A 22,511-nucleotide genomic window follows, 5' to 3' on the forward strand; every position below is an offset into this window, starting at 1 on the left:
CTTCAATCTTTCTCGATCTACAACAGTAGAAATTTTAATGTAGTTTGAAACAGAGTGTTTCAAGGTGTTTAAGAATATATCTACAACAGTAGAAATTTTAATGTAGTTTGAAACGTAGATTCCGTAAACAAACTAGAATCATCTACAACAGTAGAAATTTTAATGTAGTTTGAAACAAGGATAGGCTGGTAACCGAGCTCAGATCTACAACAGTAGAAATTTTAATGTAGTTTGAAACTACCAATGTAAGAAGTAATGTAATCAGTAATCTACAACAGTAGAAATTTTAATGTAGTTTGAAACGAACACTACATGAGAGGTAACAATGGAATCTACAACAGTAGAAATTTTAATGTAGTTTGAAACTAACCGAATTAGAGTTATCGCCACTCATCTACAACAGTAGAAATTTTAATGTAGTTTGAAACATTGCTGACATTCTCCAGATCCTTAAATCTACAACAGTAGAAATTTTAATGTAGTTTGAAACATGATTTTTTACAAGTTGTTGAACTTATCTACAACAGTAGAAATTTTAATGTAGTTTGAAACAAGCAAAGGCAAAGGCACAGTATAGATCTACAACAGTAGAAATTTTAATGTAGTTTGAAACGTTGGAGATCAATAGGAGAAACGCCCAATCTACAACAGTAGAAATTTTAATGTAGTTTGAAACTGCAACATCAACAACACGAACAAGATTATCTACAACAGTAGAAATTTTAATGTAGTTTGAAACCCTTACATTTGTACAACGGTACTGTCTGATACTGTTTATCGCATTTGTTGCATGAATTTTAGGCCTATTTGACATATAAGACTCCAAATTTCACAGTAAGACTAGGGGTTTGCAACTTTCAGGTAATTACAAAAACATCTGTTTCTTCATTTTTAGCATATCCGTAACAGGTCTTTTTGCAACTAGCCGATAAGTTAAATATAATAACAGAATCCTCTTCTGTAAAGGTTTTCATGTAAACATTTTGAATTTCATTTTCAATATTGCTTAAAACAGTATCGCTGTTGGTAATTTCAAAAACTGAATACTGTAATCTGAATCCAAATTTTGAAAGAAATTTTGAAAATTTATTTCTTACCTTATCATTACTTATATCATAACTTACTAACAGCATTAGTTTTCCTCTTCCATTTCAAAAATAGGGAAGTCATTTGCATTTTTATTTCTCATAAATGCACGATAGTAACTTTGTAGATAGATGAATATTTCATTTTTATATTCCATTATGGCTCTTATAAAAAGTTCAACATATTTAGCAGAGTTTTTCCACGGCAAAATGAATTGTTCGTTATTCTTCCAGAAATCTTTTTCATTGACTTGACCAAGATTCATAGCTTTTATTAGGGCAGCATCTATAATAGGTCTGAAAGGTTCTTCTAAATCACAAACCAGCGATTTTCTATGAAAGAACTGTGTATGCAGAATTCCCACATAAACATCAAAGCCATACATTTCAAGCAGAGCATTAATTACATTAAACAGAATTGTATAGCCAATATCCATTAGACAATTAGTTATATCTTGTTTTGCTCTTGGACGTCTGGCTGTCCAATTATGAGCTTTGAATAAAGTCTGAAAATATAATTTTGCACTAATACCTTCAATTCCCATTATTTCCTGAACACTTAAATTATCTTTAAGAACATCTTTTTCAAATTGTTCCAGTTTTTTAATAGCTTCCTTTTCATCTTCTGTCTTATTTCTTTTCTTCTTTAATAGAAAATTCTGATTATGAATCTTATTAGAAATTACATGTGCAGCCAGTGCAGTTCCCTCAAATTCATACTGCCTGCGTCTTAACAAAACATTTCCTTCAGCTTTTGAAGGAAGGATTTTTGTAATTCGCAAATTCGGACTCATCAGAACTATGTTAAATCCAAATTTTGAAGCTCGGTCTAAGATTCCAGAAGTAATGCAGTAATCTCCGCAAATAAATAGAATAAAAAGCCTGTAACAAGTTGATTGATGTTTCACTTTTCCTTCTTCATCTTGAATCAAAAGGTTGTCATTCTTAAAACTGATTTTTTCTCCTTTGGAAGTAAAAACAAAAGCAATCTGCTTACATTCAAAATCTCTTGTGCTCATCATAGGCTTACTCCAATTTTAAAATCCTCCGTTATAAGCTTTAGGTACAAGTGGTCTGTCGCAAAAATCGTTGTAAATGCAGTTACGACATTTTTCGGGCGATTTTGGTTCGTACAAATCTACATTAAAATTCTGCATTTCAGAATTTGTATTTTTGAACTTCTCGAACATTTTCAGATTATTTTCTGGAAGTTCAACAGGATACACTTTGTTATCATCACTGGAATAAAACCTGATTTGTTTTACCTCATATCTCATTTCTCGAAGACAAATACATTGTGCATACAACTGAAAAAGATATCCGTCATAAATAGTTTCAATATGTTTTTTCCGTTCTGTTAAAAGTTCTTTTTCAACATCAAAAATATCTACTTTTCCGCAAAGCTTATATTCATCTGAATAAACATCTATTCCCTGAAGAATATTTTTGTGAGTAGAGTAGTGTTGATTATCAATTGCCTCGTGAGCCGCCTTACCATCTAACTGAGCGTCATTGTAATAAAGCCGTTCAGCCAAATTCCCGTAAAGCTGATGATAGTAAATCGAAAGAGGACAAAAAATAAAATCATTTAGATACGTTATCTTCAGATAAAGTTCCATTATTACTTTCCAGATTTAAATAGTTTTCTGAAGAAATCACAGAATGACCAAGTTCTTTTTCAGTTTCCTTGCGGGCAACTCCGGCAACATTTCCGCCACGTTTTGCAACTTTTTTGTTTTCTGAAAATGTATCAGGTTTTTCCTGCTGACTGATTTCGGTAGTTACCCGTTCACCAAGCATAGTAAAAATCAATTCAAGGTCGGTCATATGATCTCGAAGATTCTGATTTTTCTTTGTAAGCCCTTTATGTTCTTTGTATTCAGAAGGAGTCATTCCAAAAGTCGCCTTTGAAATTTCGGCAGTTAAAATTGCATAATCTTTTTCCTGTGTAATTCCCCGTTCTTTCCATTCATCTGTCAGATTCTGGCGGATTGCAATTCCACGTAAGCGTTTATCAATCCAGTCTTTTGGGTAACCTTTCTTTTCGTAAATTTCCTTCATCCGTTCCTGAGCTAATTCAGGATTTTCAATTTCCTGCATTCGTTCATATCCCACCTGGGCAAGCCATTGCTTAAAGGGCTCTGCCTTTGGAGAAGGAATGGACTGAATGATTCTGAAAAGGGATTTTACGCTGGCACAGTTTATTCTTTGAGTTCCACCAGCAGTTTGAACAGCAAGGGGGGTGACAAGTTGTCCCCACCCTTCGGAAAGTACAGGATCTCTTTTTCTCATCTTTTTGATGTAATCAGTAGGATTTTTTGAATCTGTTAATATTTCAATTACATCAACTACAACAAAATACCACTGCTGCTCTTCTTCATTCCAAACTGATCGGACTTTTTTTTCTTCAAAAAGCTTAATCTGTGTGTTTTCTGACATTGGAACTCCTACAGTTTATATTCTTTTTCCTGAACAAAACGGAACCAGTCAACATTCTTGATGTTTTGAATCACGCCTTTTTCATCACGATTGAAATCATTTTGAAGCAAATACAAACCTTTTAATGCAATGTGATATGCACCGTTTGCATCAGCATCAACAGGAAGTTTTGCTTCTTTTCCAAAAGCAAGCTGTTCACGACTGTCAAAGAAAGTTCCGTCATCAGCTTTTACAGGAGAAATCAGATAGTCTATTTCACTGTTTGGGATTGAATTTCGCATCTGGAGGGTAGTGTTGAAAGACCTCAGCAGTTCATCAAAGAAAGAAGCATTTGCCTTTTCTGCCTGTACAGTTTGTAGTGAATCAATAAAGTTTTCTTCGTTATGCCAGTTCACTCCAAATTCGTCAAACTTCTTTTTGAGGTTTTCTGTTGGACTTACAGTGAAAGTCTTGTTTTCTTTTCTGCTGTAAACAATTCTTTCTCCGCGAGTATAGATATCCCATTTCTTGAAGTAGTCTGCATTGTCACCAAATTTTGAATAATCCACAGTAAATACAAAGCAATCCTCTTTAGAGTCATATCTGATTCCATCAAACTTATCAAAGAAACCTTTTTTCTTTTCAACATTTGTGAGACCTGCTGTATTAAATAGATTTGCAAATCCAGTCTTAGGATCAATCTTTGAAGTATAAGCTGCAGGAATGTAGAAAAGCCAACCACATTGCTTATAGACATCACTTACATTTGCAGATTTATCTGTAAGCTGATAAGCATTCAAAACTCCACCTGGTTCTGTAATTGCTTTATCCTTGAATACAAGATAATTCAGTTTTTCAATAAGCATATTTTCAAACTTCTGGTAAACCTGGCGTTCAACAGCAAAACGACCCCGTTTAAAACCAAAATTCAAATCTTCCATTACGACAATGGCATTGTTATCGATCATCAGTTTTGCAATTTCATGAATTACATTAGAAAGATAACCTTCCTTAAGTTCCTTGATATTGCCGATTGTCTGCCAGTTTTTGCGGGCTTTATCTCTATCTCCCTCTTTCTGAACAAGTTTTTCCTGATAATTTACTTTTACAGTTTTATCATTTCTAACCTGTTCAACAAGATTCAAAGTTTTCTGCATTTCAATTTCACCTTTCTGATTGATAAGTGAAAGGTAAATAAGATGTCGCTCGCCACGGTCAAGCCCAATGATTTTTACATCTGGATTTGCTTTTAGAGCTTCCAAAACACGATCATTGAATTTTCTTCCTGTAATTTCGGGAGCCTTAAAATTCATTGTAATTGGACAATGGAAAAGATAAGTTGCTTCTGTAAAGTGTTTGTCTTTTGTAATTTCGTGTTTTGCTTCCTTGCATACAACAGTTCCCGAATCCAGCAACTGTTGAGTTTCTTCAGAAATTGATTCCCTCATCTTATTTTTAAACTGATAAATTTCCTGATAAATCTCTTCTGGAATTGATTTACCGTCTGAAGTTGTACGGTTAACAAGAATTGATCCCTTTTCGTGTTTTATATGCTTTATGTTTTCGTTAGCAGGACGATAGAAAAGTTCTGCTTCTCCATTAAGTTTTAAACAAATATCTTTAAGATTTTCTTCACTGAAAAGGTTTTCCCAATAAAGAGTATGCATATTTTTCTTGCCTGTAGATTTTTCTGCAAAGTCTTTGTTGTAAATCTGGAAAAGGAAAAGTTTACCGGAATCTACGAGGGAGTTGATTTTTGATTCAGAAACATTTACAAAATAAATTTTATAACAAATTAAATTCAAATAATTATAGAACTCATCAAGACTTTCATACTCATCTGAATTTTTGAAGTCATAATCATAGATGGCAGAACTTTTGTAAGAAAGTAGAAAATCCTTACAAAAATCAATCCATTTAGATAATGCTTCTTTATATCCATCTAAATCTCCTGATTCTTTGTAATAGCCTATTTGAAATTTCTTAAATCTTTTATCATCTTTACTCTTTTTTTCTATAAACTTTTCGCCATCCCAAACAGAATTATTCATAAACCAAATTTCTTTAGTAATAATTAGATCTTTTATAAATGATTTTTTATCATTTAATATCAAATCTTCTTTAGAACCTGAAGAAAAATGAGTGTTCACAACTTTTGTTTGAGTTGAACACTTTGGAATCTGTTTCATAGCGTCAAACTGTTTATAAACCATCTTTTCATAGCAAGAATCTTCTGTGCATTCTTCTTTAGAAAATTTTGGCTTATCTTTTGGATTGAATATTCCAAGATAATATTTACCATCTTTTTTTAGCAAGATGGCATCATTTGCTGATTCTTTATTTTCATCCCACCCATCAGCTAATGTCGGACAATCAAAATTCAGTTTGAACTTCTTAACTTCCCCAACTTTCTTTGTTACAAAGTTACGCACCTTATTATACAAAGGAACAATTTCAGAAAGTTTTGTAAGAATCTCGTCAAGTTTTGAATAGAAAGCTGAATCCTTCTGTTCTTCCCCACGGTAATCAACCATTTTAAGGTAATGGTAAAGATTCTGAACTTCGTCAAGGAATTCTTTAATTGGAGTTGCAGAATCTTTTTCTGCCTGAAGATTTTTCTTAGATTCAAAATCAATTGCAGCGTATGCCGTGTTGATTTTTGAAAGAATCATTTCATCTTCATTTTTGAGGGTAAAATAATTTTTTGCAGAAAGAGTCACCTGTTCTTCATTTTTTTCGCAATACTTTTCGTAAGCCTTCTGAAGATCTGCAAGAGAATAGTCTTTTTTGGCAATTTCTTTTGTTACTTTTTCTGCCTGAGTTTCCGAAAATCCTTTCTTAGCTTTACTTTCTTCAATCAGGAATAATCCCTGGCTCAATACAGACCAGTGACCATAAATGGCTTGTGAAAATGCTGTAAGTTCTTTTGCAGGAACAAAAATTTCTTCAAGATTATAATCATTATCTGAACTGAAAGCTTCCTTTACAAGTGAAACTACAGAATCGTAAGTTTCTTTTTTGAATTTCTGAACTGTATCATAAACTTCATCGTTATTTTCGAAGCCTATAGGAATAAAAGAAGCGGTGTCCCGGTCACTTAAAATCTGCTTAAAAAGCACAACCATTTTTCCACGAAGTTTATTTTTTTCTGCATCTGGAAGTTGCTGCCGGGTAAGATTTATTTTTTCATTCAAACCTTGAATCTTCTCTGCTCCTGCAGAAATACCACCAATCACAGTGTTATAAAAATCAATTCCGGTCTGAGTAAGCACTTGATTAAAGGATTCTGGATTAAAAATATCCTTAAGTTTTTTTCCATTTAAATATGAGGCAAGAGACTTTTCAGTTTCTTCTATAATGTTTGGAAATTCTTTCTGAAGTTTTTCAAAAAGTTTAACATTGGCATAAAATTTAGGAAAATTTTCATTTACAATTCTAAAACTGATAGCTGTAGACTTTTCTTCGTCGCTATACATGTTTTTCCTGTTTTCATGAAATCCAGTAAAATATGTGCTGAACTTATCAAATACTTTCAACGCATCTTGCTTATCTGTAATTTCTTCGGTTTTTGCACTCTTAATAATTTCTGGTAAAAGCTCCGAGAGTAATTCTTTCGCAAAAAGTTTCTTATACCTTGCATCAGAAGTGAACTGTTTTACAATTTTTCCTCTCATTACAGACTGTAATTTTTGCAAATCTATTTTTATTCTTGCCTTATTTACTTTATCTGCCTGACTTTGAAATAAATCAAATTCATCATATAGAGGCCCCCATTCAAAAGAAACCTTGCTTAAAACATCCTGAATAAAAGCACGATGAAAATCATCAATAAGATCTTTAACCTGCTTGTAGGAATCAGCCCTCTTCTTATCATTATCCAACAGATTAATTTTGTCTAGATTTTCCTGAGTCCTTCCTATTGGAATCAACTTGTTTCTCAATGTAATGGAACGAGAATATCCATTTTCCTGTCCGCAAAATTCATTAATTGTAACCATATAAAATCCCCCTTTTGTGTATTTGAACAAAGTACACTAATAATTTTAATCAAATAATAGTAAAACACCAATTTTGAATGTTCAAAAAAATAATACCACGAAGGGTAGATCAAAAAATGATAGGGGTATAGATTTAAAGGAAATAAAAAACCGCCCTAAAAAGGACGGTCTTCAGTACCCATTTGTCATGCTGAACTTGTTTCAGCATCTGCATAGGGCAAGCAACACTTCACCGCGTAAGCGTAGCGCCACGGATGGCGCGTCATCGGTTAAGCAATGCAGTGGCCAGAGGTTTGAGAATCAAACCTCTGCATGAAAAATTGACAGGAGGTCAATTTTTCATGCCATTACCTTGCGGAGCTCATATTCAACGATGTCTGTTGCACCGAGAGACTTGAGCTTTGGAAGAAGAACTGGCACTTCTTTCTTTTCTACGGCGATCTTTACAGCGTAACCGTTTCCACCAAAGAGAGGGCTTACTGTTGGGCTCTTCATTGAAGGAGTTCCCTTAACGAGGGCTTCAAACTTGTCTTCTGCAACATTCATTTCGAGCATTACCTTTGAGCGTGCATTGAGTACTGCCTCAAAGAGCATCTTAAGTTCCAGAATCTTCTGCTTTTTTGCAGGATCTTCCATAGCTTTCTTTGATGCATACATTCTGGTGGAAGATGTCATCAAAGTATCAACGATCTTGAGTCGGTTTGCCTTGAGGGAAGAACCTGTTGAAGTGTTGTCTATGAGAATCTGTGCTTCAGAATCATCACTGTCGCGTACGAATCCTTCAGAAGTTCCCCATGTGCGGAACACAGTGCCATCGATGTTGTTTTCTGAGATATATTTCTTTGTAAGGTTCTGGTATTCAGTTGCAATCGTTACAGGCTTCTTGAGAAGAGCATTGTAGTCTACGTTTTCTGGAACTGCAGCAACAATGCGGACAGGATCAAAACCAAAGTCCATGATTTCTACAACATCGTCTTCAACGCCGTTTTCGTAGACCCAGTCCTTTCCGCTGAATCCAACATCTGCCTTTTCGCCTGCAAGAAGTGCACTTACAATCTGTGGCTTTACAACCTGGAATGCCAAGTCTTCCTGGTTTGTAACAGGGAAATAAGTTCTGTCTGGAAGATGAATTGAAATTCCAACATCGCTCAAGAGTTCATAAACTGATTCGTAAATGCGGCCTTTTGCCAGCAAAATCTTTAATTTTTCCATAGTTCCCTAATAATATAGAAAACTTTCTATAGTTTCAATTATTGCAGGTGTTTAAAAGTAAAAATTGAAATTTTGGAATTGTCACATTATAATTTTAAGATACGGGGGATATAGAATTGAGCGAACAGACAAATGCCATTGCTGCAGGACGCAAGACTTTTTTCATTCAGCCTGATACTTCTCTTCTTCCTGAAAATTTCTGTGAAGAATACCTCATTGACGGTTTTGAAGCATATTTTATTGGAAAAATTCCAAACTTCTCCCTGGAAAATTACATCGACTATCTTTATGAATCCTTTAATGATCTGATTCTTTTCTTCAATATAGATTCACCTCCACCAAATGGAGAGACTTGGTCCCAATTCATCAGAAAAATCAATTCCAAGTATGAAGGCAAGGTTCTTATCGGAGTTCTGTTTACAAAAAGGCAGAACAAGGATGAAAAACCAGTCATAGAGAAGGTCTATCTTTTTGACATCGGTATCATGTGCGGGTGCATTCAGCTTGAATACCAGAAGCGAAACAATTTCGGCATCATCGAAAAGGTTCTGTATGCAAATCAGGCCATGGGACGCCGCAAGCAGGTTCGTGCTCTATGCAATAAGAACAGTACCTTTGATTTTGTTTTCAATAAGAATTCCTACAAAGGGCAGCTGCAGGACATTTCCCTGAGTCATTTTTCATTTGTGCTTCCACACGGAATGCTGGAAATTCCTTTGTACGAAAGAATCGACGGAATCCAGATGACCATCAAGGGCTCCCATGTAAGGACCAGTGCCGTTCTTTTTATGAACCGCCCTGTGAACAATGGCGCTGATGATCTTTTTGTTTTCATGTTCATCCAATCATCTGGAGCCCAGGGACTTGAACCTGTTGCAATGCAGGCGATTCTTCCAAAAATTTATGAAATGCTCTATGAAAACTGCATGACTCTCCTTAAGGATAAAATTGCAACTGACCAGGAACAGTACAAGCAGGATTGGGCAAAGACAAGGCGCGATTTTGAGTGATCCCATCCGGCTTGAATCAAAATGACAGTTTTCAATTCATATGCCTTTTATAAAGTCGATTATTATGATAGACTCTTGAAAATTATTTGAGAGGTCCATATGTTAACAGGAAGGCATGTTATTGAGCCAACTAATCTGTCAGTCGCTGAAATCGATGAGATTTGTTCATTGGCAGAACAGATGATTGTTGATCCTAAATCTTTTCAAGATGTGTGTCGCGGGAAAATTCTTGCGACACTTTTTTTTGAGCCAAGCACAAGAACAAGGCTTTCTTTTGAAGCTGCCATGCTTCATTTAGGCGGAACCGTAGAAGGTTTTGCTGATGCAAATGTTACAAGCGGTACAAAGGGAGAGACCCTTGCAGATACAATCCGCGTAGTAAGTTCCTATGTTGATGTAATCGCAATGCGCACACCAAAGGAAGGAGCTGCCCTCCTTGCTTCCCAGTACAGTCCGGTTCCAGTCATCAATGCAGGTGACGGTGGACACAGCCATCCGACACAGACACTTACAGACCTTTTGACAATCCGTGCCCTTCAGGGTGGATTCGAAGGACACACAATCGGTTTCTGTGGAGACCTTAAGTTTGGACGCACAGTTCATTCCCTTACACAGGCAATGAGCCGCTACAAGAACAACAAGTTTGTTTTCATCAGTCCTGAAGAACTTAAGGTTCCAGAATACATTACCGAAGACCTCCTTAAGCCAGCAGGAATCGAATTCACTACTGCGGAAAGACTTGAAGATGTCATCGGCGATCTTGATATCCTTTACATGACACGCGTTCAGAAGGAAAGGTTCTTCAACGAGCAGGATTATATCCGCCTTAAGGACAGCTACATCCTTGACCGCGAAAAGATGAAGATGGCAAAGAAAGACATGATCGTTCTCCATCCGCTTCCACGCGTAAATGAAATCGCACCAGAAGTAGACGACGATCCAAGAGCTGCATACTTCAAGCAGGTAAAATATGGAATGTATGCCCGTATGTCACTCATCGCAAAAGTTACAGGAGCACTGTAAAAATATATGCCTTCGTCGATGCAGGTATAAAACAAAGGTGGGTCCCAGCGACGGAATGAAGGGCAATGGATAACCTCCCGCTTTGTCAATAAAGGCGATGTTCCTTATTGGCGGGCCCCTCCTTCCCCTTCATTCCTGCGTCCCACCACTTTTATTTGAACAGCATCGACGAAGGCAATTATAATGAATTCTGCAACGATGCTTTCAATAGAAATTAGAGAGGTAATAAATGCTTAATGTAGATACAATAAAAAACGGACTGGTAATCGACCATATTCAGGCGGGACTTGGCTGGCGTGTTTTCAACTGGCTTGGTCTTGATAAGGCAAATTTTGCAACTGCCCTCATCATGAATGCTTCTTCAGGTAAAAGCGGAAAGAAGGACATCATCAAGATCGACAACATCATCAACATCGATTACAGCATTCTTGGCTTCATCGATTCAAACATTACCGTCAATGTAATTCAGGACTCAAAGATTGTTCGTAAGATAAAGATGGAGCTTCCTCCAAAAGTAGAAGGCGTAATCAAGTGCAAGAATCCACGCTGCATTACTGCTACGGAAACTTATGTAACTCCACAGTTCCGCCTTACAAATCCATCAAAGAAAGAATATCGCTGCGTTTACTGCGACGACCTTTACAAGAGAGGATAAGCATGAGTGTATTGAGAGTTTTGCTTTGTATTCTTTTTCCTCCACTTGCTGTTTTGGATCAGGGCTGTGGATCGCTGCTCATCGTTTTCCTTTTGACTTGTTGCGGTTGGGTTCCAGGTGTAATTGCCGCCCTTGTAATTCTTAACAACAAGAAGTTCTAAGAAAATCCTTTTTTATATAAGGGCTGTCCAATAAGTATTTAAGTCTGACTCAATCGCCGAGCATACTTTTGGGCAGCCCTATTTTTTATACTTTTGCCACTGGCATAATCAATGTAGCATTTTTGACTGAATAAAAATATAATCATCTGTATGAACAATACAATTCTCATTTACAATGCCCGTCTTGTTGATGAAACAATGGACAAGAAGGGATTTGCCGTAATCATTAAAGACGGAAAAATCGACTGCTTTCCAGGCAAGCAGACCGTAAAGGAAATGCTCCGTGATGAAAATCCAAAGATAGAAAAAGTCGATGCAAAGGGTGCAGTACTCATGCCATCTTTCATCGATACCCACGCACACTTCCGTGATCCAGGCCTTACACAGAAAGAAGACATAATCACTGGAAGCAAGGCTGCCGCAAAGGGTGGCTTTGGTACCGTTGTCCTCATGCCGAATACAAATCCAGTCTGCTCAAGTCAGGCTATGGCAAAGGAAAACAACGACAAGGCAAAGAAAGCGGGTTTCTGCAATGTAATCCAGTCGGTTTCGATTACAAAGGATTTTGACGGAAAGACAATTTCTCATCTTTATAAGCTTGATCCAAAAGTTGTTCCTGTAATTACAGAAGATGGAAAGGAAGTCATGGACAGCGCCTTGATGCTTGAGGCAATGAAAAAGGCCGCCGCAAAAAAAATCATAGTAAGCTGCCATTGCGAAGATCCATTCCTTGCAGCATCTGCCAGACCTTTGAGAATGGAAGCCCTCAAGATAAAATCCAAGGATCCAAAGAAAGCGGCTGCCTTGCTTAATCAGGCTGATGAAATTCTTGCCTGTGCAGAAGATTCGGCAACAGACAGAAACCTTCGCCTTGCAAAGACTGCAGGATGCCACATCCATCTTTGCCATGTAAGTACTGCCCACTGCGTAAAGGCAGCGGAGCTTGCGGCAAAGGACGGCGTAAATGTTACCTACGAGATTACACCACACCACATCTGGTTTGAAAGCGGAAAGGCTCCTGTAATCTTCAACATCGTAAATCCACCTCTTAGAAAAAAGGATGACCGACTTGAATTGATTCAGGCCCTCAAGAAAGGAAAGGCTTTCTGCATTGGAACAGACCATGCGCCTCATACGGCCGAGGACAAGAAAAACGGTGCTCCAGGGTTCAGCGGAATCGAATCTGCCTTTGCAGTCTGCAACACGGTTCTCTGCAAGGAAAACAAGGTTTCGCTAAAGCAGCTTTCAAAACTCATGAGCGCAAATCCTGCCCGACTTCTTGGACTTAAAAACAAAGGCTTGCTTGTGGAAGGCTATGATGCAGACCTTGTTCTTGTTGATGTAGACAAGAAGTGGACTGTTAGCGGTGCTGACTTTGTAAGCAAGGGAAAATTCACTCCACTTGAAGGGAAGAAGGTTACAGGAAAAATCCTCAAGACTTTCCTCGCAGGTAAATTGGTTTACGAGGAGACTAACTAAAACATGAACTATTCAAATATTTTTGTGATTCTGTTTCTTGCAGGAACTTTCTATGATTTTTTCATCAACCAGCTTTTGGAATTCACTGACTGGTCATTCCGTAAAAAGCACGGAACGGAAGTTCCAAAGGAGCTTGAAGGCCATATTGATGAAGAAAAACTGAAGCAGGTTTGCGCCTACGAAGATGCAAAGTATTTCTTCTGGATTCCCAAAAATGTTGTGAATCTTGCAATTTCCCTGGCACTCGTTTTAAGTGGATTTTATGTTCTTGTTTTCAATCTTTCATGGAACTGGACAAACAATGTTTACCTTACAATCCTTCTTTTTGTTTTCCTTTCAAGCATTCCTTCAACAGTGCTCATGATTCCCTTTAATCTTTACCGCGAATTCAAGATCGAAAAGAAATTCGGTTTTTCGAACATGACATTAAAGATGTACATTCTGGACAGCATAAAGGAAACTTTGGTTTCTCTTCTTATTGCTGTTCCACTCATTCTTGCAGCCGTTGCCTTCATCGGACATTTTGAAAAGCTCTGGTGGCTTTACTTTGGTCTTGTCTATCTTGCAATCGCCTTGGGTTTAAGCTATGTGTATCCAATCTGGATTGCACCTCTTTTCAACAAGTTTGTTCCTCTTGAAGACGGAGAACTTAAGACTAAGATCGAAGCTCTATTTGCAAAGACAGGTTTCAAGACAAGTGGAATCTTTACAATGGATGCTTCAAAGAGAAGCAACCACAGCAACGCATATTTTACGGGCCTTGGAAAAAACAAGCGCATCGTTCTTTATGATACCCTCGTTAATCAACTTACAACGGAAGAAGTTGTTGCAGTCCTCGCCCATGAGCTTGGACACTGCAAGCACCACCACATTACAAAAAGAATGTGCGTAATGATTCCTGTCATCTTTGCCTGCCTTTTTGCCGTGAGCGTTTTGATCAGGAATGATTCACTTTATACGGGATTTGGATTTGATACCAGTAACGGATTTGCCGCCCTCAAGTTTGTGGGAATCTTCCTTCTTGGTCTTTCCTTCGGTGGTTTTGACAGCCTTGCTTCATTGATTTCAAACGCATCAAGCCGTCGTGACGAATTCCAGGCAGACAGATATTCAAAGGATATGTGCGGAACAGGAACTCCATTGTCTACGGCCCTGATCAAGCTCAACAAGGAAAATCTTTCGGAAATTGTTCCGCCAAAAATCTATTCGGTGTTCAACTATAGCCACCCACCGCTATTGGAAAGAATCCGTGCTGTTGACGGGTTAAAATAGATTTGAGAATAGATTAAAGCCATGTATTTTGCATTTTCCAGAAAAAAGGTAATAACTATAAAAGCCAACTGTTCTGCTGAAAAAATCACAGATGCAATTATGGGAAATATAGAAAATCGTCAGCATTTCTATTCCCCAGATGAAACTAAGCCTTTGAATGGAGAATATATAAACGGTGAGTTTTTCATTGGGTTGAATTCCCTTGAGAAGAAGAATGCCTTTGATCGGTTTTCCTGCAAGATTCTCGGCGATGAAACCCAATGCAATGTAAGGCTGACTTTTATAAATGAATTTTATGGAATCAAAGGAATTGGTATTAGTCTGCTGATGCTGTTTATAGGAATGTTTTATGAAAACTTTCTATTTGGGCTATTGGGGCTTATATTTGTTTATCTGATTGATTTTATTTCTTTCGTTTACAAAATCAACAAAAGCGTAGAAGAAATGGAATTCATCTGCTGGAAAGCTGAAACATCATGAGAAAATGCCTACCCACAGATTTCATCAAAAGGTTTTCGTGGGCGTGGTTTGGGGTTTTCATCAGGCCAGCCCACATTTATGAAACCTGCAATCAAGTTTTCAGTTTTTAAAACTTCCTTAAGCTCAGGATAGGCGTAAAAATGTGCTCCTATCCACAAGGTTCCAAGACCAATTGAATTTGCTTCAAGAAGAAGGTTTTCAATTGCGGCTCCAACCGACATCATGTCTATGAGCTGTGTCATGTGCTGGTCGACTGACATGGTTTCCCCAAGATTTTTTCCGCGTGTGCAAAGGACTGCAATGATTACAGGAGCTGCCTTCATAAGGCGTAGAGTATGGGTTGCAAATGGGAATTCCTTTGTGCAGCCTTCAAGGAATTTGTCGTTGCCTTTTTCTCGCTCAAGTCCTTTTTCAAAAGCTGTGATTGTTTCTGCTTTTCTTTCACCCCGGAGGATGATGAATTTCCAAGGCTGGACATTGTGGCCGGAAGGAGCAAGACGGGCTGCCTCGATTATGTCCTTCAGCAATTCATCTGGAACATCTTTCTCAAGGTATTTTCTGATGGAACGCCTGTTTTCAATTTCTTTCAGCATGAAGTCTCCTTGAGGATATGCATCATCCCATTCAATGGATGAACCTCATATCCTGAAATCAGCTCTTCTTGGAAAGGAAAAGCAATGAAACTCCAAACAGGATTACGATATAGGATATGACGGCAACTAGAATTGCTGTGGTTCCAAAAAGGCCTACGAATACATAGTTTGCCATTACGAACAGATATCTTACGGCACTGTAGATGAACAAAGTCAATGTTCCAAGTACTGGAATAAGGAGAACCCAACGGAAGCGGAACAGCTGCTTAGGATTGTCGATTCTGTAGCTCCATCCAAGGCAAGCGCAGAAAATCAGCATGATGAAAATGATGAACGGATATGTAAGTCGCTGTACAAGATTTTCCGTAAAGACTTCCTTTGAAAAACCGTATTCGACAGCATCTGGAAGGAACCTGTTGAGAGCGAGGAGTGTCATGTTCTCAGCACCAGAAGAAGCCTGGTTGATCAGATGGAAGTCAGAGTAAGGCATTGGAAGAATCATGGTTGTTGACCGTGGAACACTTTTAAAGTACACCACATCTGTTGCTCCGTGTGTTCCTGAAAGATCCCTCATTTTGAGTTCCGATATGATTTCTTCTGGAAGTCCAGTTCTGCTGAAGGTGTATTCAGGGCGCGAAATGATTCCTTCTGTGATGCGGTCTACTGCCTGCAGTGTGATTACAGGAACGCTTTTCCATTTCTTGTTGATTCCAAGGACAGCATGGAATTTGGAATCGAATTCAGAGATTGGCTGTGCCGTTACCTTTGCATAAGGAACATTGAATGAATACCTGAAATCTCCGTTTGCGTCATAGTGGATTACATTGAGGTTTTCAAGATAGCGTACAAGTCCACCGTCGCGCTTGATGTCCATTGCCTTTGAAATGTAGAAAACGTTGCTTGTTCCGTTAGGGTAATCAAGGCTGAAGTAGATGTTGCTGCTGTCGGCAAGTTCCTTCATGTTCTCAGTTTCGTCAAGGAAGAAGTATTTATTCTCGATATCTTCCTTCGCAAGCTCAAAGAATCGCTTTACATCAGGATCCTTGCAGTTCTCAATGTCTGAATTGGCAAGTCCAAGGAAAATGTAATAGGCCTTCAGGGTATCACCGCTGGTAAAGGCTCTGTAGCCTTCGCGCTTTGTCTTGTAGTATTCCCGTTCCTCGGAGTTGTCGAATTCAACAGGGAGTTGAAGCTGTCTCCAGGCATAGTTGGCGGCTTCCGTGGCTGCGGAAAGATTTGTGTTCGTTCCATCGCAGGCATCAACGGCAAGCTGTGCCCAATAGTGCGAATTGAACCACTGCTTTTTTTCTGCTGCTTCACGCGACATGTCCAGAAGCTGAAGGATTGTGTAACCCGCATTCCTCTCATGGATAGGCTTTACGACACGGTTTTCCTTGTCGATTATTTTTTTGTAGATTTCCCTGTCGTGTTCAAGATCAACTTCATCCTGAACGATTTTAAGCATGGAGAGCGCATCCTGGCTTGTAGGTGCAATCTCTACCGCTCGTTTTGCAAACTGAAGTGCAAGGTATGGATGTCCCTGTTCAAGGAGTTTGCTTGTGGTTTCTATCGTCTCAGAAAGTTCAGCAGGAGCCTTTTCCATCCGCTGCAGTTTCTTTTTGAATGAAGATACGAAAATTTCTTCGTTGAGGGAAAGGATGAAGACAAGGGCGATCGAGATGATGAAGACCATCCTGAAGCGGTCGAACATTCCCTGAGTAAAGCGCTTGCGGCTAAGGCTGTCGGATTTTTTCCATGTAACGGCACAGGCAACGGAAAAACCGCTCATTACGATCGGTGGAAGCAAGGTCAAAAATCCAAGTGTCGTTGCCGTCATCTTATATGCTTTTTCCGTTCCCTTGATTAGGACTGGAAGATCGAGGAAAGCGTTTACGCAGCCCATTATGATAAGGTAAGTCAGAAGGGCATAGATCAAAAGTATGATTATCGTCTTTTTCATTCGTCGTCTCCGAAATTAAGTCCTGCGCGGGCGTCATCTTCCATGTTCCTTGAGGTAAAGATGAGTCCGAGAACAATGAAGGCTGCGGCAAGCACAACATTCACAATGAAAAGAAGGAAGTTGGAGTTTTTTGGTGCAAAGGCAAAAAGGGAATTCACCCTTTCAGTCATGAAATAAAGCCTTCCATATGAAAGCATGTTCACGTTTATTGCGATGATTCCGATTGAAATGGAAAGTATGGAAACCACATTTATGAATCTCCATTTGGAGAAGCCCCTCATGAACACGAGGGATACCAGCGCAAGACCGAGGGATGAAAACAGAATCCATTCCATTTTCTTTCCTGAGCATGCAAAGGTTATGACTCCTATGTATCTGTTGATTCCCGTGATCGCAAGCTTTGTCACGGCAGGAATATCGATTGAAGACTGGATGAGGGAATCCGTAAAGAAAGCTGTCGTATCGGCTAGCTCCATGTCCTTGAATGTATAGACATTCTGGGAAACTCCATTTTTGTCCATGCATACACCAGAAGCAAGATTTTCTTCATCGACTGAAGAATAATAGAACACGTATCTGTCGGTTACATTTCTGAAATAGCCTGAAGAAAGAGGCTCCCTCTTGATCACATATGATGATTTTGAAGCTTTCTGGATTCCTTTCTTGATCACCACAGGCTGAATAAAAATCCATAGGCCCATGTAGATCACCGAGAACACGATCATGGCGACAGTCGAGATGTCCTTGTTTCTGATTGAATAGAAGGCAACAAAAGCAGCGCTCAAGGCAAAAACAAAGGGCAGCGTAAGGAAAAATCCCTGGATGAAGAAAGCCAGGTTGAAGGCTGCAAATCCCTGTCCTGCCACAAGAGTGGAGCACATGTTGAATATCATGTAGAGAATTGCGCCACCAATGCTTATGGAAAGCAGTGTAAGAAGGTGGGCGACAATTACTTTTATAGTAGATAATAGAATAGACTTCATTGAAAAAAGCATAACACGCATAGTGAAAAAATTCAAATTTATGGTATACTTAGACCATGTCCAAAACGATTCTTATTGCAGGAAAAAACATGCCTGAAGCAAGCAATTTCACTGATGGAATTGCATTTTCGGGGAGAAATATCATAGTTTCAGGAAACATTGCCGACTCTGAAGAGACCAAGAGACTTACTATTGCCGAACGCAAGGCAAACCAGGTAGCATACGAAGAAGAAAAGGCACAGGAAGCAAAAAGCGGAATGTGCACCATCGAATGGAACAAGTCATCTCCTTTGTCTGCAAGATCCCTTGTTCTCCAGACATCCACCATTTTTGGAAGAATGGACGAGGCGGTCCTTTATTTTGATGAGGAATGGTATGCATCAAAGGCAGAAAAGATGGACTCGGAAGAAATTGTCCGTGGCTGCGACGATATGATTGCAGGTTACCAGTATCTTGCCCTTGAAGTTCTGAACGCATTCCAGAGGAGGGAAACTTCCGAAGGAAAAGGCAGGCTTGTTTTCCTTTTAAAAGAAACTCCAAACAGAATCGATGTTTTAAAAAATCCTGCCGTTAAGGACGGTTTGAGCCCAATAGCATCTCCTTTGGTTGCCGCAGGAGCCGCAGCCTTTGCTTCCTTTGCAGAAAACATTGCCGCCGTTTGCAGCGACTCCATCTTTGTTGATGTGATCATTGTCCGCGGTGACAGTTCCATGGAAGGTTTCCGCCGCGACGACGAGACTGGAAGATGGCTTTCTTCTTACCTTGATGCCTATGTTTCGCCAGATTCAACGGACAGAAAGGATGTTTCCTGGGTAAGGCCTGGCGAAAAACCTAAGGTAGAAAGCGGGCACAAGAAATTCGGATTGTTCAGAAGATAAGGAAGGGGTAAAACATGGAGTGGAATTTTGTCACAGAAAGTCTGGTTAAACTTCTTCTTGCTGTCCTATGTGGATTTTTGCTTGGTCTTGAGCGAAAGAGCCACAATCATGCTGTAGGACTCAAGACCCTTGTCCTTATCTGTGTTTCTTCCGCTCTGCTTTCATTGCTTTCTTCCTTCATGGCTACAAATGAAGTTTTTGCTCCAATCGGAAGGGGAGACCCTACAAGAATTGCTTCCGGTGTAATAAGCGGCATAGGTTTCCTTGGTGGTGGAGCCATCATGAAGACAGGACTTAACATCCGGGGGCTTACTTCCGCAGCAGTAATCTGGACTTCCGCTTCCATGGGGCTTGCAATCGGTGCGGGCCTTTACATTCAGGTCGGTGTTTCACTTTTCCTTGTACTTGTTCTTCTTGTTGGACTTGAAAGGATAGAGGCAAAATGGTTTCCTGCTGCAAAAAGCAAGACAGTGCACCTTTGCTATGAGGGCGATGATCTTGACCTTAAGAAGATCAGGGAAACTATAGAAAAACACGGCCTTATCATCAGTGACATGAACATGAGCCGTGTAATCGTTTCCAAGCAGACATTCCTTCACTACACGGTAAAATCTCCGGCCGGCACAATCTACACACCACTCATCGAGCATCTGAAGGAACTTGGCAAACTGTGCGAATTTTCCATTACGGACTGATATTTAATATGGTTGGTGCTATGAAATTTCATATTTATGGGGAAAAAATTCATTTTTACTTATTCACAGGATTGTTCCTGACTCTGCTGTTTGCAGGCTGTTCAATGGCACATGACGAAAATTTGGAGGATACGCTTCCAGATAATGTAGAATATATTGAGCTTACAGACTCCACAGTTTCTCTTTCTGACATACTGGGAAAAAAAATCTACCTGGTAACTGTAAATACTTCATCACAAAAAGGTGAATCACGAAGATATGTCACTGAGTTTGATAATTCATATAACCTGCGGGAAATTAAGGCAGAATCACCGGAACGATTGCTGTCTGAAAGGGAATTTGAAAATCTGTTTTATGATCAGCATGATTCATGCATACCTGAAAGAATTGAACCCCAGATTCATGTGGATTTGCAGAGCGAATTTCAATGTACCCGTTCAACAGATGATGACTCTGATCCTTTTGAATTGCATGCTCCAATTGACTATCAGATCGGAGATACCAGGGAAATGTATGTTGGAACTGGAGAAGATCCCAATTACACCAACGAGGCAGAGGCTACGTTAGTTTACAAAAGCGACATCTGCAATGTCTGGGTTTGTAATGATTATCTTGCGGAGAATGAACCTGCCGGCGGAAAAAAGGTGGATGCTTCCATATGTAAAAAGCTTGCCACTATTCTTGAACAGGCTATTTTACTTGAAAGAAATATTGTTGGAAGAGAATCGGATTATCTTACTGATGCGGACAATACGGCTTATTCTATGGCAGAATGCAGTCCTACCGGAACAAAAATAAATATTCTGCTCTATGATATTAAAAGTGACTACAGTGAATCTCAGTCTAGTGGGATATTAGGATTTTTTACTCGAGGGGATTATTTCCCATGGAAGCAAATTTACAACACAACCTCACATTCCAATGGCGGAAAATTTCTTCACATTGACTCGGGTTTTGCAAATAATTTTCCAGGGGCTACACAATCAACTGTAGTTCATGAATTCCAGCACATGATTCACAACGGAATGTTTAGGGCAAAAGGAAAGGTTTCTGAAACATGGTATGACGAAATGTGTTCAATGCTTGCCGAAGATCTTTTGCAGAAAAAATTAGGGCTTGCTGATAAAGAAGTTGGAAAATACAGATTCAATCACTTAATGTTTTCTTACAGGACTTTCCCGTTTTTCAAATGGGATACTTTAGATCCAAATGCAACAGCCATGAGTTACGCAAATGCTTATGGGCTTGGTTATATTATATCAAAAAAATATGGCGGACCAGACTTTATTTATGAGCTTACACATAATGCTTCTAGTGGAACACTTGATGGCTTCCTTGAAACAGTAAGATGTCATAATCCTTTAGCCACAAAAGAATCTGTTCTGCGGGACATAGCAATAGAAATGGTGACAGGACTGTATTCAAACCGTGATGTGGTATCGACCTCTCATGTCATGAACGATTATACATATCCAATGACAGCTTTTGATCTTTTGAACTTTGACTGGGTAAGTAGTGGAAAACAGTATAAAGGACCGCATTATAAATCAGTCTACAAAAATCCAACTGCTGCTGAGGCAAGTCCACTTATTCTGGAGCCAAATCAGTTCAGTATAGCTTCTCTTGGAACTTCACCTGTTGATGATCTTGTTTTAGAATTTTACGGGGAAGTATCACCTGATATCAAAGAATACATTCTGATTGTTGATTAACAGAAAAAGAGGAATGACTTTATGAAAAAATTGATTTTTTGCATCCTTGCAATTTTAATGTTTTTTTCGTTTTCACTGGCAGGAATGTCAAATTCAGGCCTGAAAAAGAAATCTAAAACCATCACTGGCTCTCCGGTTTATCTAGGCAATGCGCCCTTTGAAAAGCTTGCCATAAAAGTTGCCCCAAAAGATGGCAATCCCGAAGTTTACCTGCAGATTGAATTCCCAGAAGACTCAGAGCTGACAGAGAAGGAAATTTCAGCACTTCAAGGTTATAAAGTTAATTTTTTTGGATACATAGAAAATAGACCTGGGGTATATACAAACCAGATATTTGTATTGACCGGGTATAAAAAGTGAAGTCTAGCAAGTAACGTGCATGGCAGCGGAGCCTTTTTTTATCTACAACAATAATTTCACCACGTATCATCCATAAATGATAAAAAAAATGCCCTCAAGATGTAAATAAGCCGAAGGCAAAATTTCTCAATTTTTTTTCTTTCAGAATAGTTAAATAGTTAAATCCGCTCCACTGCGTTCCGCTAGTTAAAAGCCCGCACTGCACAAACATAATCGTAGGTGCCGTACTTGTAGTCGAAGTACCAGCCCCCATCGTAGAAATTGAGAGCGTAAGCGTAACTATCGAAGGAAGCGTACTGGGACGACGACCAGTAATTTGAACCGTTAAACTTATTTCCACCAGTTACGCCAAGAGCTTTTTCAATTACATTGTCTGTTTTATTTGCCTGGTAAATGTCATTTAATTCACTCTCTGACGGTAAATACCAGCCGTTTTCAAAAGTACTTCCAGAAGTTATATTATGTCCATTTTTTCCGTAGTAATATGCAAACTCAAATGCAGGGTAATTTGTTTTTAATGTTGAATAATCAGAACCT

Annotated in this window: 21 protein-coding genes and 1 CRISPR repeat array; of the genes, 11 read left to right on the forward strand and 10 right to left on the reverse strand. The window is 38.9% G+C overall.

Annotated features, from left to right (window positions below; genetic code table 11):
- Window positions 1-15 precede the first annotated feature (15 nt).
- A CRISPR array of direct repeats spans window positions 16-739; the repeat unit is 36 nt; unit sequence ATCTACAACAGTAGAAATTTTAATGTAGTTTGAAAC.
- A gap of 118 nt (window positions 740-857) precedes the next feature.
- From cas2 to hisG, 6 genes are all read right to left on the reverse strand, one after another.
- Entirely contained in the window at window positions 858-1,133 is a 276-nt protein-coding gene (cas2, locus tag ACKI39_RS08260; RefSeq protein ID WP_407399461.1) for a CRISPR-associated endonuclease Cas2, read from the reverse strand.
- A complete protein-coding gene (gene cas1, locus ACKI39_RS08265; protein WP_407399463.1) occupies window positions 1,133-2,107 on the reverse strand; it encodes a type V CRISPR-associated endonuclease Cas1 in 975 nt (324 codons plus the stop codon). Before cas1 ends, cas2 begins: the two co-directional genes overlap by 1 nt.
- Before the next feature lie 15 nt (window positions 2,108-2,122).
- Window positions 2,123-2,704, reverse strand: a complete 582-nt coding sequence (gene cas4 / locus ACKI39_RS08270) for a type V CRISPR-associated protein Cas4 (RefSeq protein ID WP_407399465.1) — start codon at window positions 2,702-2,704, stop codon at window positions 2,123-2,125.
- A complete protein-coding gene (locus ACKI39_RS08275) occupies window positions 2,670-3,524 on the reverse strand; it encodes a BRO-N domain-containing protein (protein WP_407399467.1) in 855 nt (284 codons plus the stop codon). The genes cas4 and ACKI39_RS08275 overlap by 35 nt, the downstream gene beginning before the upstream one ends.
- Window positions 3,525-3,532: 8 nt before the next feature.
- Window positions 3,533-7,501 carry a type V CRISPR-associated protein Cas12a/Cpf1 gene (cas12a, locus tag ACKI39_RS08280; RefSeq protein WP_407399469.1) on the reverse strand — a complete coding sequence of 1,323 codons (3,969 nt, stop codon included), beginning with the start codon at window positions 7,499-7,501 and terminating at the stop codon, window positions 3,533-3,535.
- Window positions 7,502-7,840: 339 nt separating this feature from the next.
- A complete protein-coding gene (gene hisG / locus ACKI39_RS08285) occupies window positions 7,841-8,713 on the reverse strand; it encodes an ATP phosphoribosyltransferase (protein ID WP_407399471.1) in 873 nt (290 codons plus the stop codon).
- Between the two features lie 116 nt (window positions 8,714-8,829).
- Here hisG and ACKI39_RS08290 point away from each other — a divergent pair, with 116 nt between their 5' ends.
- From ACKI39_RS08290 to ACKI39_RS08320, 7 genes are all read left to right on the forward strand, one after another.
- Window positions 8,830-9,723, forward strand: coding sequence for a hypothetical protein (locus tag ACKI39_RS08290; RefSeq protein WP_318690932.1), 894 nt, complete (start codon window positions 8,830-8,832; stop codon window positions 9,721-9,723).
- 99 nt (window positions 9,724-9,822) lie between these two features.
- Entirely contained in the window at window positions 9,823-10,746 is a 924-nt protein-coding gene (pyrB, locus tag ACKI39_RS08295) for an aspartate carbamoyltransferase (RefSeq protein WP_318690933.1), read from the forward strand.
- A 229-nt stretch (window positions 10,747-10,975) separates the two neighbouring features.
- Window positions 10,976-11,401, forward strand: a complete 426-nt coding sequence (locus tag ACKI39_RS08300; RefSeq protein WP_407399474.1) for an aspartate carbamoyltransferase regulatory subunit — start codon at window positions 10,976-10,978, stop codon at window positions 11,399-11,401.
- 2 nt (window positions 11,402-11,403) lie between these two features.
- The gene (locus ACKI39_RS08305; RefSeq protein ID WP_407399475.1) at window positions 11,404-11,562 is read left to right on the forward strand and encodes a YqaE/Pmp3 family membrane protein; all 159 of its coding nucleotides are present in this window, start codon (window positions 11,404-11,406) and stop codon (window positions 11,560-11,562) included.
- A 150-nt stretch (window positions 11,563-11,712) separates the two neighbouring features.
- A complete protein-coding gene (locus tag ACKI39_RS08310; protein WP_407399477.1) occupies window positions 11,713-13,041 on the forward strand; it encodes a dihydroorotase in 1,329 nt (442 codons plus the stop codon).
- A gap of 3 nt (window positions 13,042-13,044) precedes the next feature.
- Window positions 13,045-14,313 carry a M48 family metallopeptidase gene (locus ACKI39_RS08315; RefSeq protein ID WP_407399479.1) on the forward strand — a complete coding sequence of 423 codons (1,269 nt, stop codon included), beginning with the start codon at window positions 13,045-13,047 and terminating at the stop codon, window positions 14,311-14,313.
- A 21-nt stretch (window positions 14,314-14,334) separates the two neighbouring features.
- Window positions 14,335-14,793, forward strand: a complete 459-nt coding sequence (locus ACKI39_RS08320) for a hypothetical protein (RefSeq protein WP_407399481.1) — start codon at window positions 14,335-14,337, stop codon at window positions 14,791-14,793.
- 8 nt (window positions 14,794-14,801) lie between these two features.
- Here the strand turns inward: ACKI39_RS08320 and ACKI39_RS08325 are convergent, their stop codons facing one another.
- The 3 genes from ACKI39_RS08325 to ACKI39_RS08335 are packed head-to-tail and all read right to left on the reverse strand — an operon-like array spanning window position 14,802 to window position 18,329.
- Window positions 14,802-15,386, reverse strand: a complete 585-nt coding sequence (locus ACKI39_RS08325; protein WP_407399483.1) for a nitroreductase family protein — start codon at window positions 15,384-15,386, stop codon at window positions 14,802-14,804.
- 58 nt (window positions 15,387-15,444) lie between these two features.
- Complete coding sequence (locus tag ACKI39_RS08330; RefSeq protein ID WP_407399485.1) at window positions 15,445-17,346, reverse strand: hypothetical protein; 1,902 nt, start codon at window positions 17,344-17,346, stop codon at window positions 15,445-15,447.
- Window positions 17,343-18,329 carry a hypothetical protein gene (locus tag ACKI39_RS08335; protein WP_407399487.1) on the reverse strand — a complete coding sequence of 329 codons (987 nt, stop codon included), beginning with the start codon at window positions 18,327-18,329 and terminating at the stop codon, window positions 17,343-17,345. The genes ACKI39_RS08330 and ACKI39_RS08335 overlap by 4 nt, the downstream gene beginning before the upstream one ends.
- A gap of 56 nt (window positions 18,330-18,385) precedes the next feature.
- Here ACKI39_RS08335 and ACKI39_RS08340 point away from each other — a divergent pair, with 56 nt between their 5' ends.
- The 4 genes from ACKI39_RS08340 (at window position 18,386) to ACKI39_RS08355 (ending at window position 21,974) form a co-directional block, all read left to right on the forward strand.
- The gene (locus ACKI39_RS08340) at window positions 18,386-19,207 is read left to right on the forward strand and encodes a hypothetical protein (protein ID WP_407399489.1); all 822 of its coding nucleotides are present in this window, start codon (window positions 18,386-18,388) and stop codon (window positions 19,205-19,207) included.
- Between the two features lie 14 nt (window positions 19,208-19,221).
- Complete coding sequence (locus ACKI39_RS08345; RefSeq protein ID WP_407399491.1) at window positions 19,222-19,902, forward strand: MgtC/SapB family protein; 681 nt, start codon at window positions 19,222-19,224, stop codon at window positions 19,900-19,902.
- A 104-nt stretch (window positions 19,903-20,006) separates the two neighbouring features.
- The gene (locus ACKI39_RS08350; protein ID WP_407399493.1) at window positions 20,007-21,614 is read left to right on the forward strand and encodes a M30 family metallopeptidase; all 1,608 of its coding nucleotides are present in this window, start codon (window positions 20,007-20,009) and stop codon (window positions 21,612-21,614) included.
- Between the two features lie 21 nt (window positions 21,615-21,635).
- The gene (locus tag ACKI39_RS08355) at window positions 21,636-21,974 is read left to right on the forward strand and encodes a hypothetical protein (protein WP_407399495.1); all 339 of its coding nucleotides are present in this window, start codon (window positions 21,636-21,638) and stop codon (window positions 21,972-21,974) included.
- A gap of 182 nt (window positions 21,975-22,156) precedes the next feature.
- Here the strand turns inward: ACKI39_RS08355 and ACKI39_RS08360 are convergent.
- The coding region (locus tag ACKI39_RS08360) for an Lcl domain-containing protein (RefSeq protein WP_407399497.1) at window positions 22,157-22,511 on the reverse strand (355 nt) is incomplete at its 5' end.

This window comes from Treponema sp. (genome assembly GCF_045641405.1).
GTDB lineage: Bacteria > Spirochaetota > Spirochaetia > Treponematales > Treponemataceae > Treponema_D.

Bases quoted from the DNA above. Each gene is read 5' to 3' on its own strand.
- cas2 (WP_407399461.1), bottom strand. From the start codon at position 1,133: ATGCTGTTAGTAAGTTATGATATAAGTAATGATAAGGTAAGAAATAAA.
- cas1 (WP_407399463.1), bottom strand. From the start codon at position 2,107: ATGATGAGCACAAGAGATTTTGAATGTAAGCAGATTGCTTTTGTTTTT.
- cas4 (WP_407399465.1), bottom strand. From the start codon at position 2,704: ATGGAACTTTATCTGAAGATAACGTATCTAAATGATTTTATTTTTTGT.
- ACKI39_RS08275 (WP_407399467.1), bottom strand. From the start codon at position 3,524: ATGTCAGAAAACACACAGATTAAGCTTTTTGAAGAAAAAAAAGTCCGA.
- cas12a (WP_407399469.1), bottom strand. From the start codon at position 7,501: ATGGTTACAATTAATGAATTTTGCGGACAGGAAAATGGATATTCTCGT.
- hisG (WP_407399471.1), bottom strand. From the start codon at position 8,713: ATGGAAAAATTAAAGATTTTGCTGGCAAAAGGCCGCATTTACGAATCA.
- pyrB (WP_318690933.1), top strand. From the start codon at position 9,823: ATGTTAACAGGAAGGCATGTTATTGAGCCAACTAATCTGTCAGTCGCT.
- ACKI39_RS08300 (WP_407399474.1), top strand. From the start codon at position 10,976: ATGCTTAATGTAGATACAATAAAAAACGGACTGGTAATCGACCATATT.
- ACKI39_RS08305 (WP_407399475.1), top strand. From the start codon at position 11,404: ATGAGTGTATTGAGAGTTTTGCTTTGTATTCTTTTTCCTCCACTTGCT.
- ACKI39_RS08310 (WP_407399477.1), top strand. From the start codon at position 11,713: ATGAACAATACAATTCTCATTTACAATGCCCGTCTTGTTGATGAAACA.
- ACKI39_RS08315 (WP_407399479.1), top strand. From the start codon at position 13,045: ATGAACTATTCAAATATTTTTGTGATTCTGTTTCTTGCAGGAACTTTC.
- ACKI39_RS08320 (WP_407399481.1), top strand. From the start codon at position 14,335: ATGTATTTTGCATTTTCCAGAAAAAAGGTAATAACTATAAAAGCCAAC.
- ACKI39_RS08325 (WP_407399483.1), bottom strand. From the start codon at position 15,386: ATGCTGAAAGAAATTGAAAACAGGCGTTCCATCAGAAAATACCTTGAG.
- ACKI39_RS08330 (WP_407399485.1), bottom strand. From the start codon at position 17,346: ATGAAAAAGACGATAATCATACTTTTGATCTATGCCCTTCTGACTTAC.
- ACKI39_RS08335 (WP_407399487.1), bottom strand. From the start codon at position 18,329: ATGAAGTCTATTCTATTATCTACTATAAAAGTAATTGTCGCCCACCTT.
- ACKI39_RS08340 (WP_407399489.1), top strand. From the start codon at position 18,386: ATGTCCAAAACGATTCTTATTGCAGGAAAAAACATGCCTGAAGCAAGC.
- ACKI39_RS08345 (WP_407399491.1), top strand. From the start codon at position 19,222: ATGGAGTGGAATTTTGTCACAGAAAGTCTGGTTAAACTTCTTCTTGCT.
- ACKI39_RS08350 (WP_407399493.1), top strand. From the start codon at position 20,007: ATGGCACATGACGAAAATTTGGAGGATACGCTTCCAGATAATGTAGAA.
- ACKI39_RS08355 (WP_407399495.1), top strand. From the start codon at position 21,636: ATGAAAAAATTGATTTTTTGCATCCTTGCAATTTTAATGTTTTTTTCG.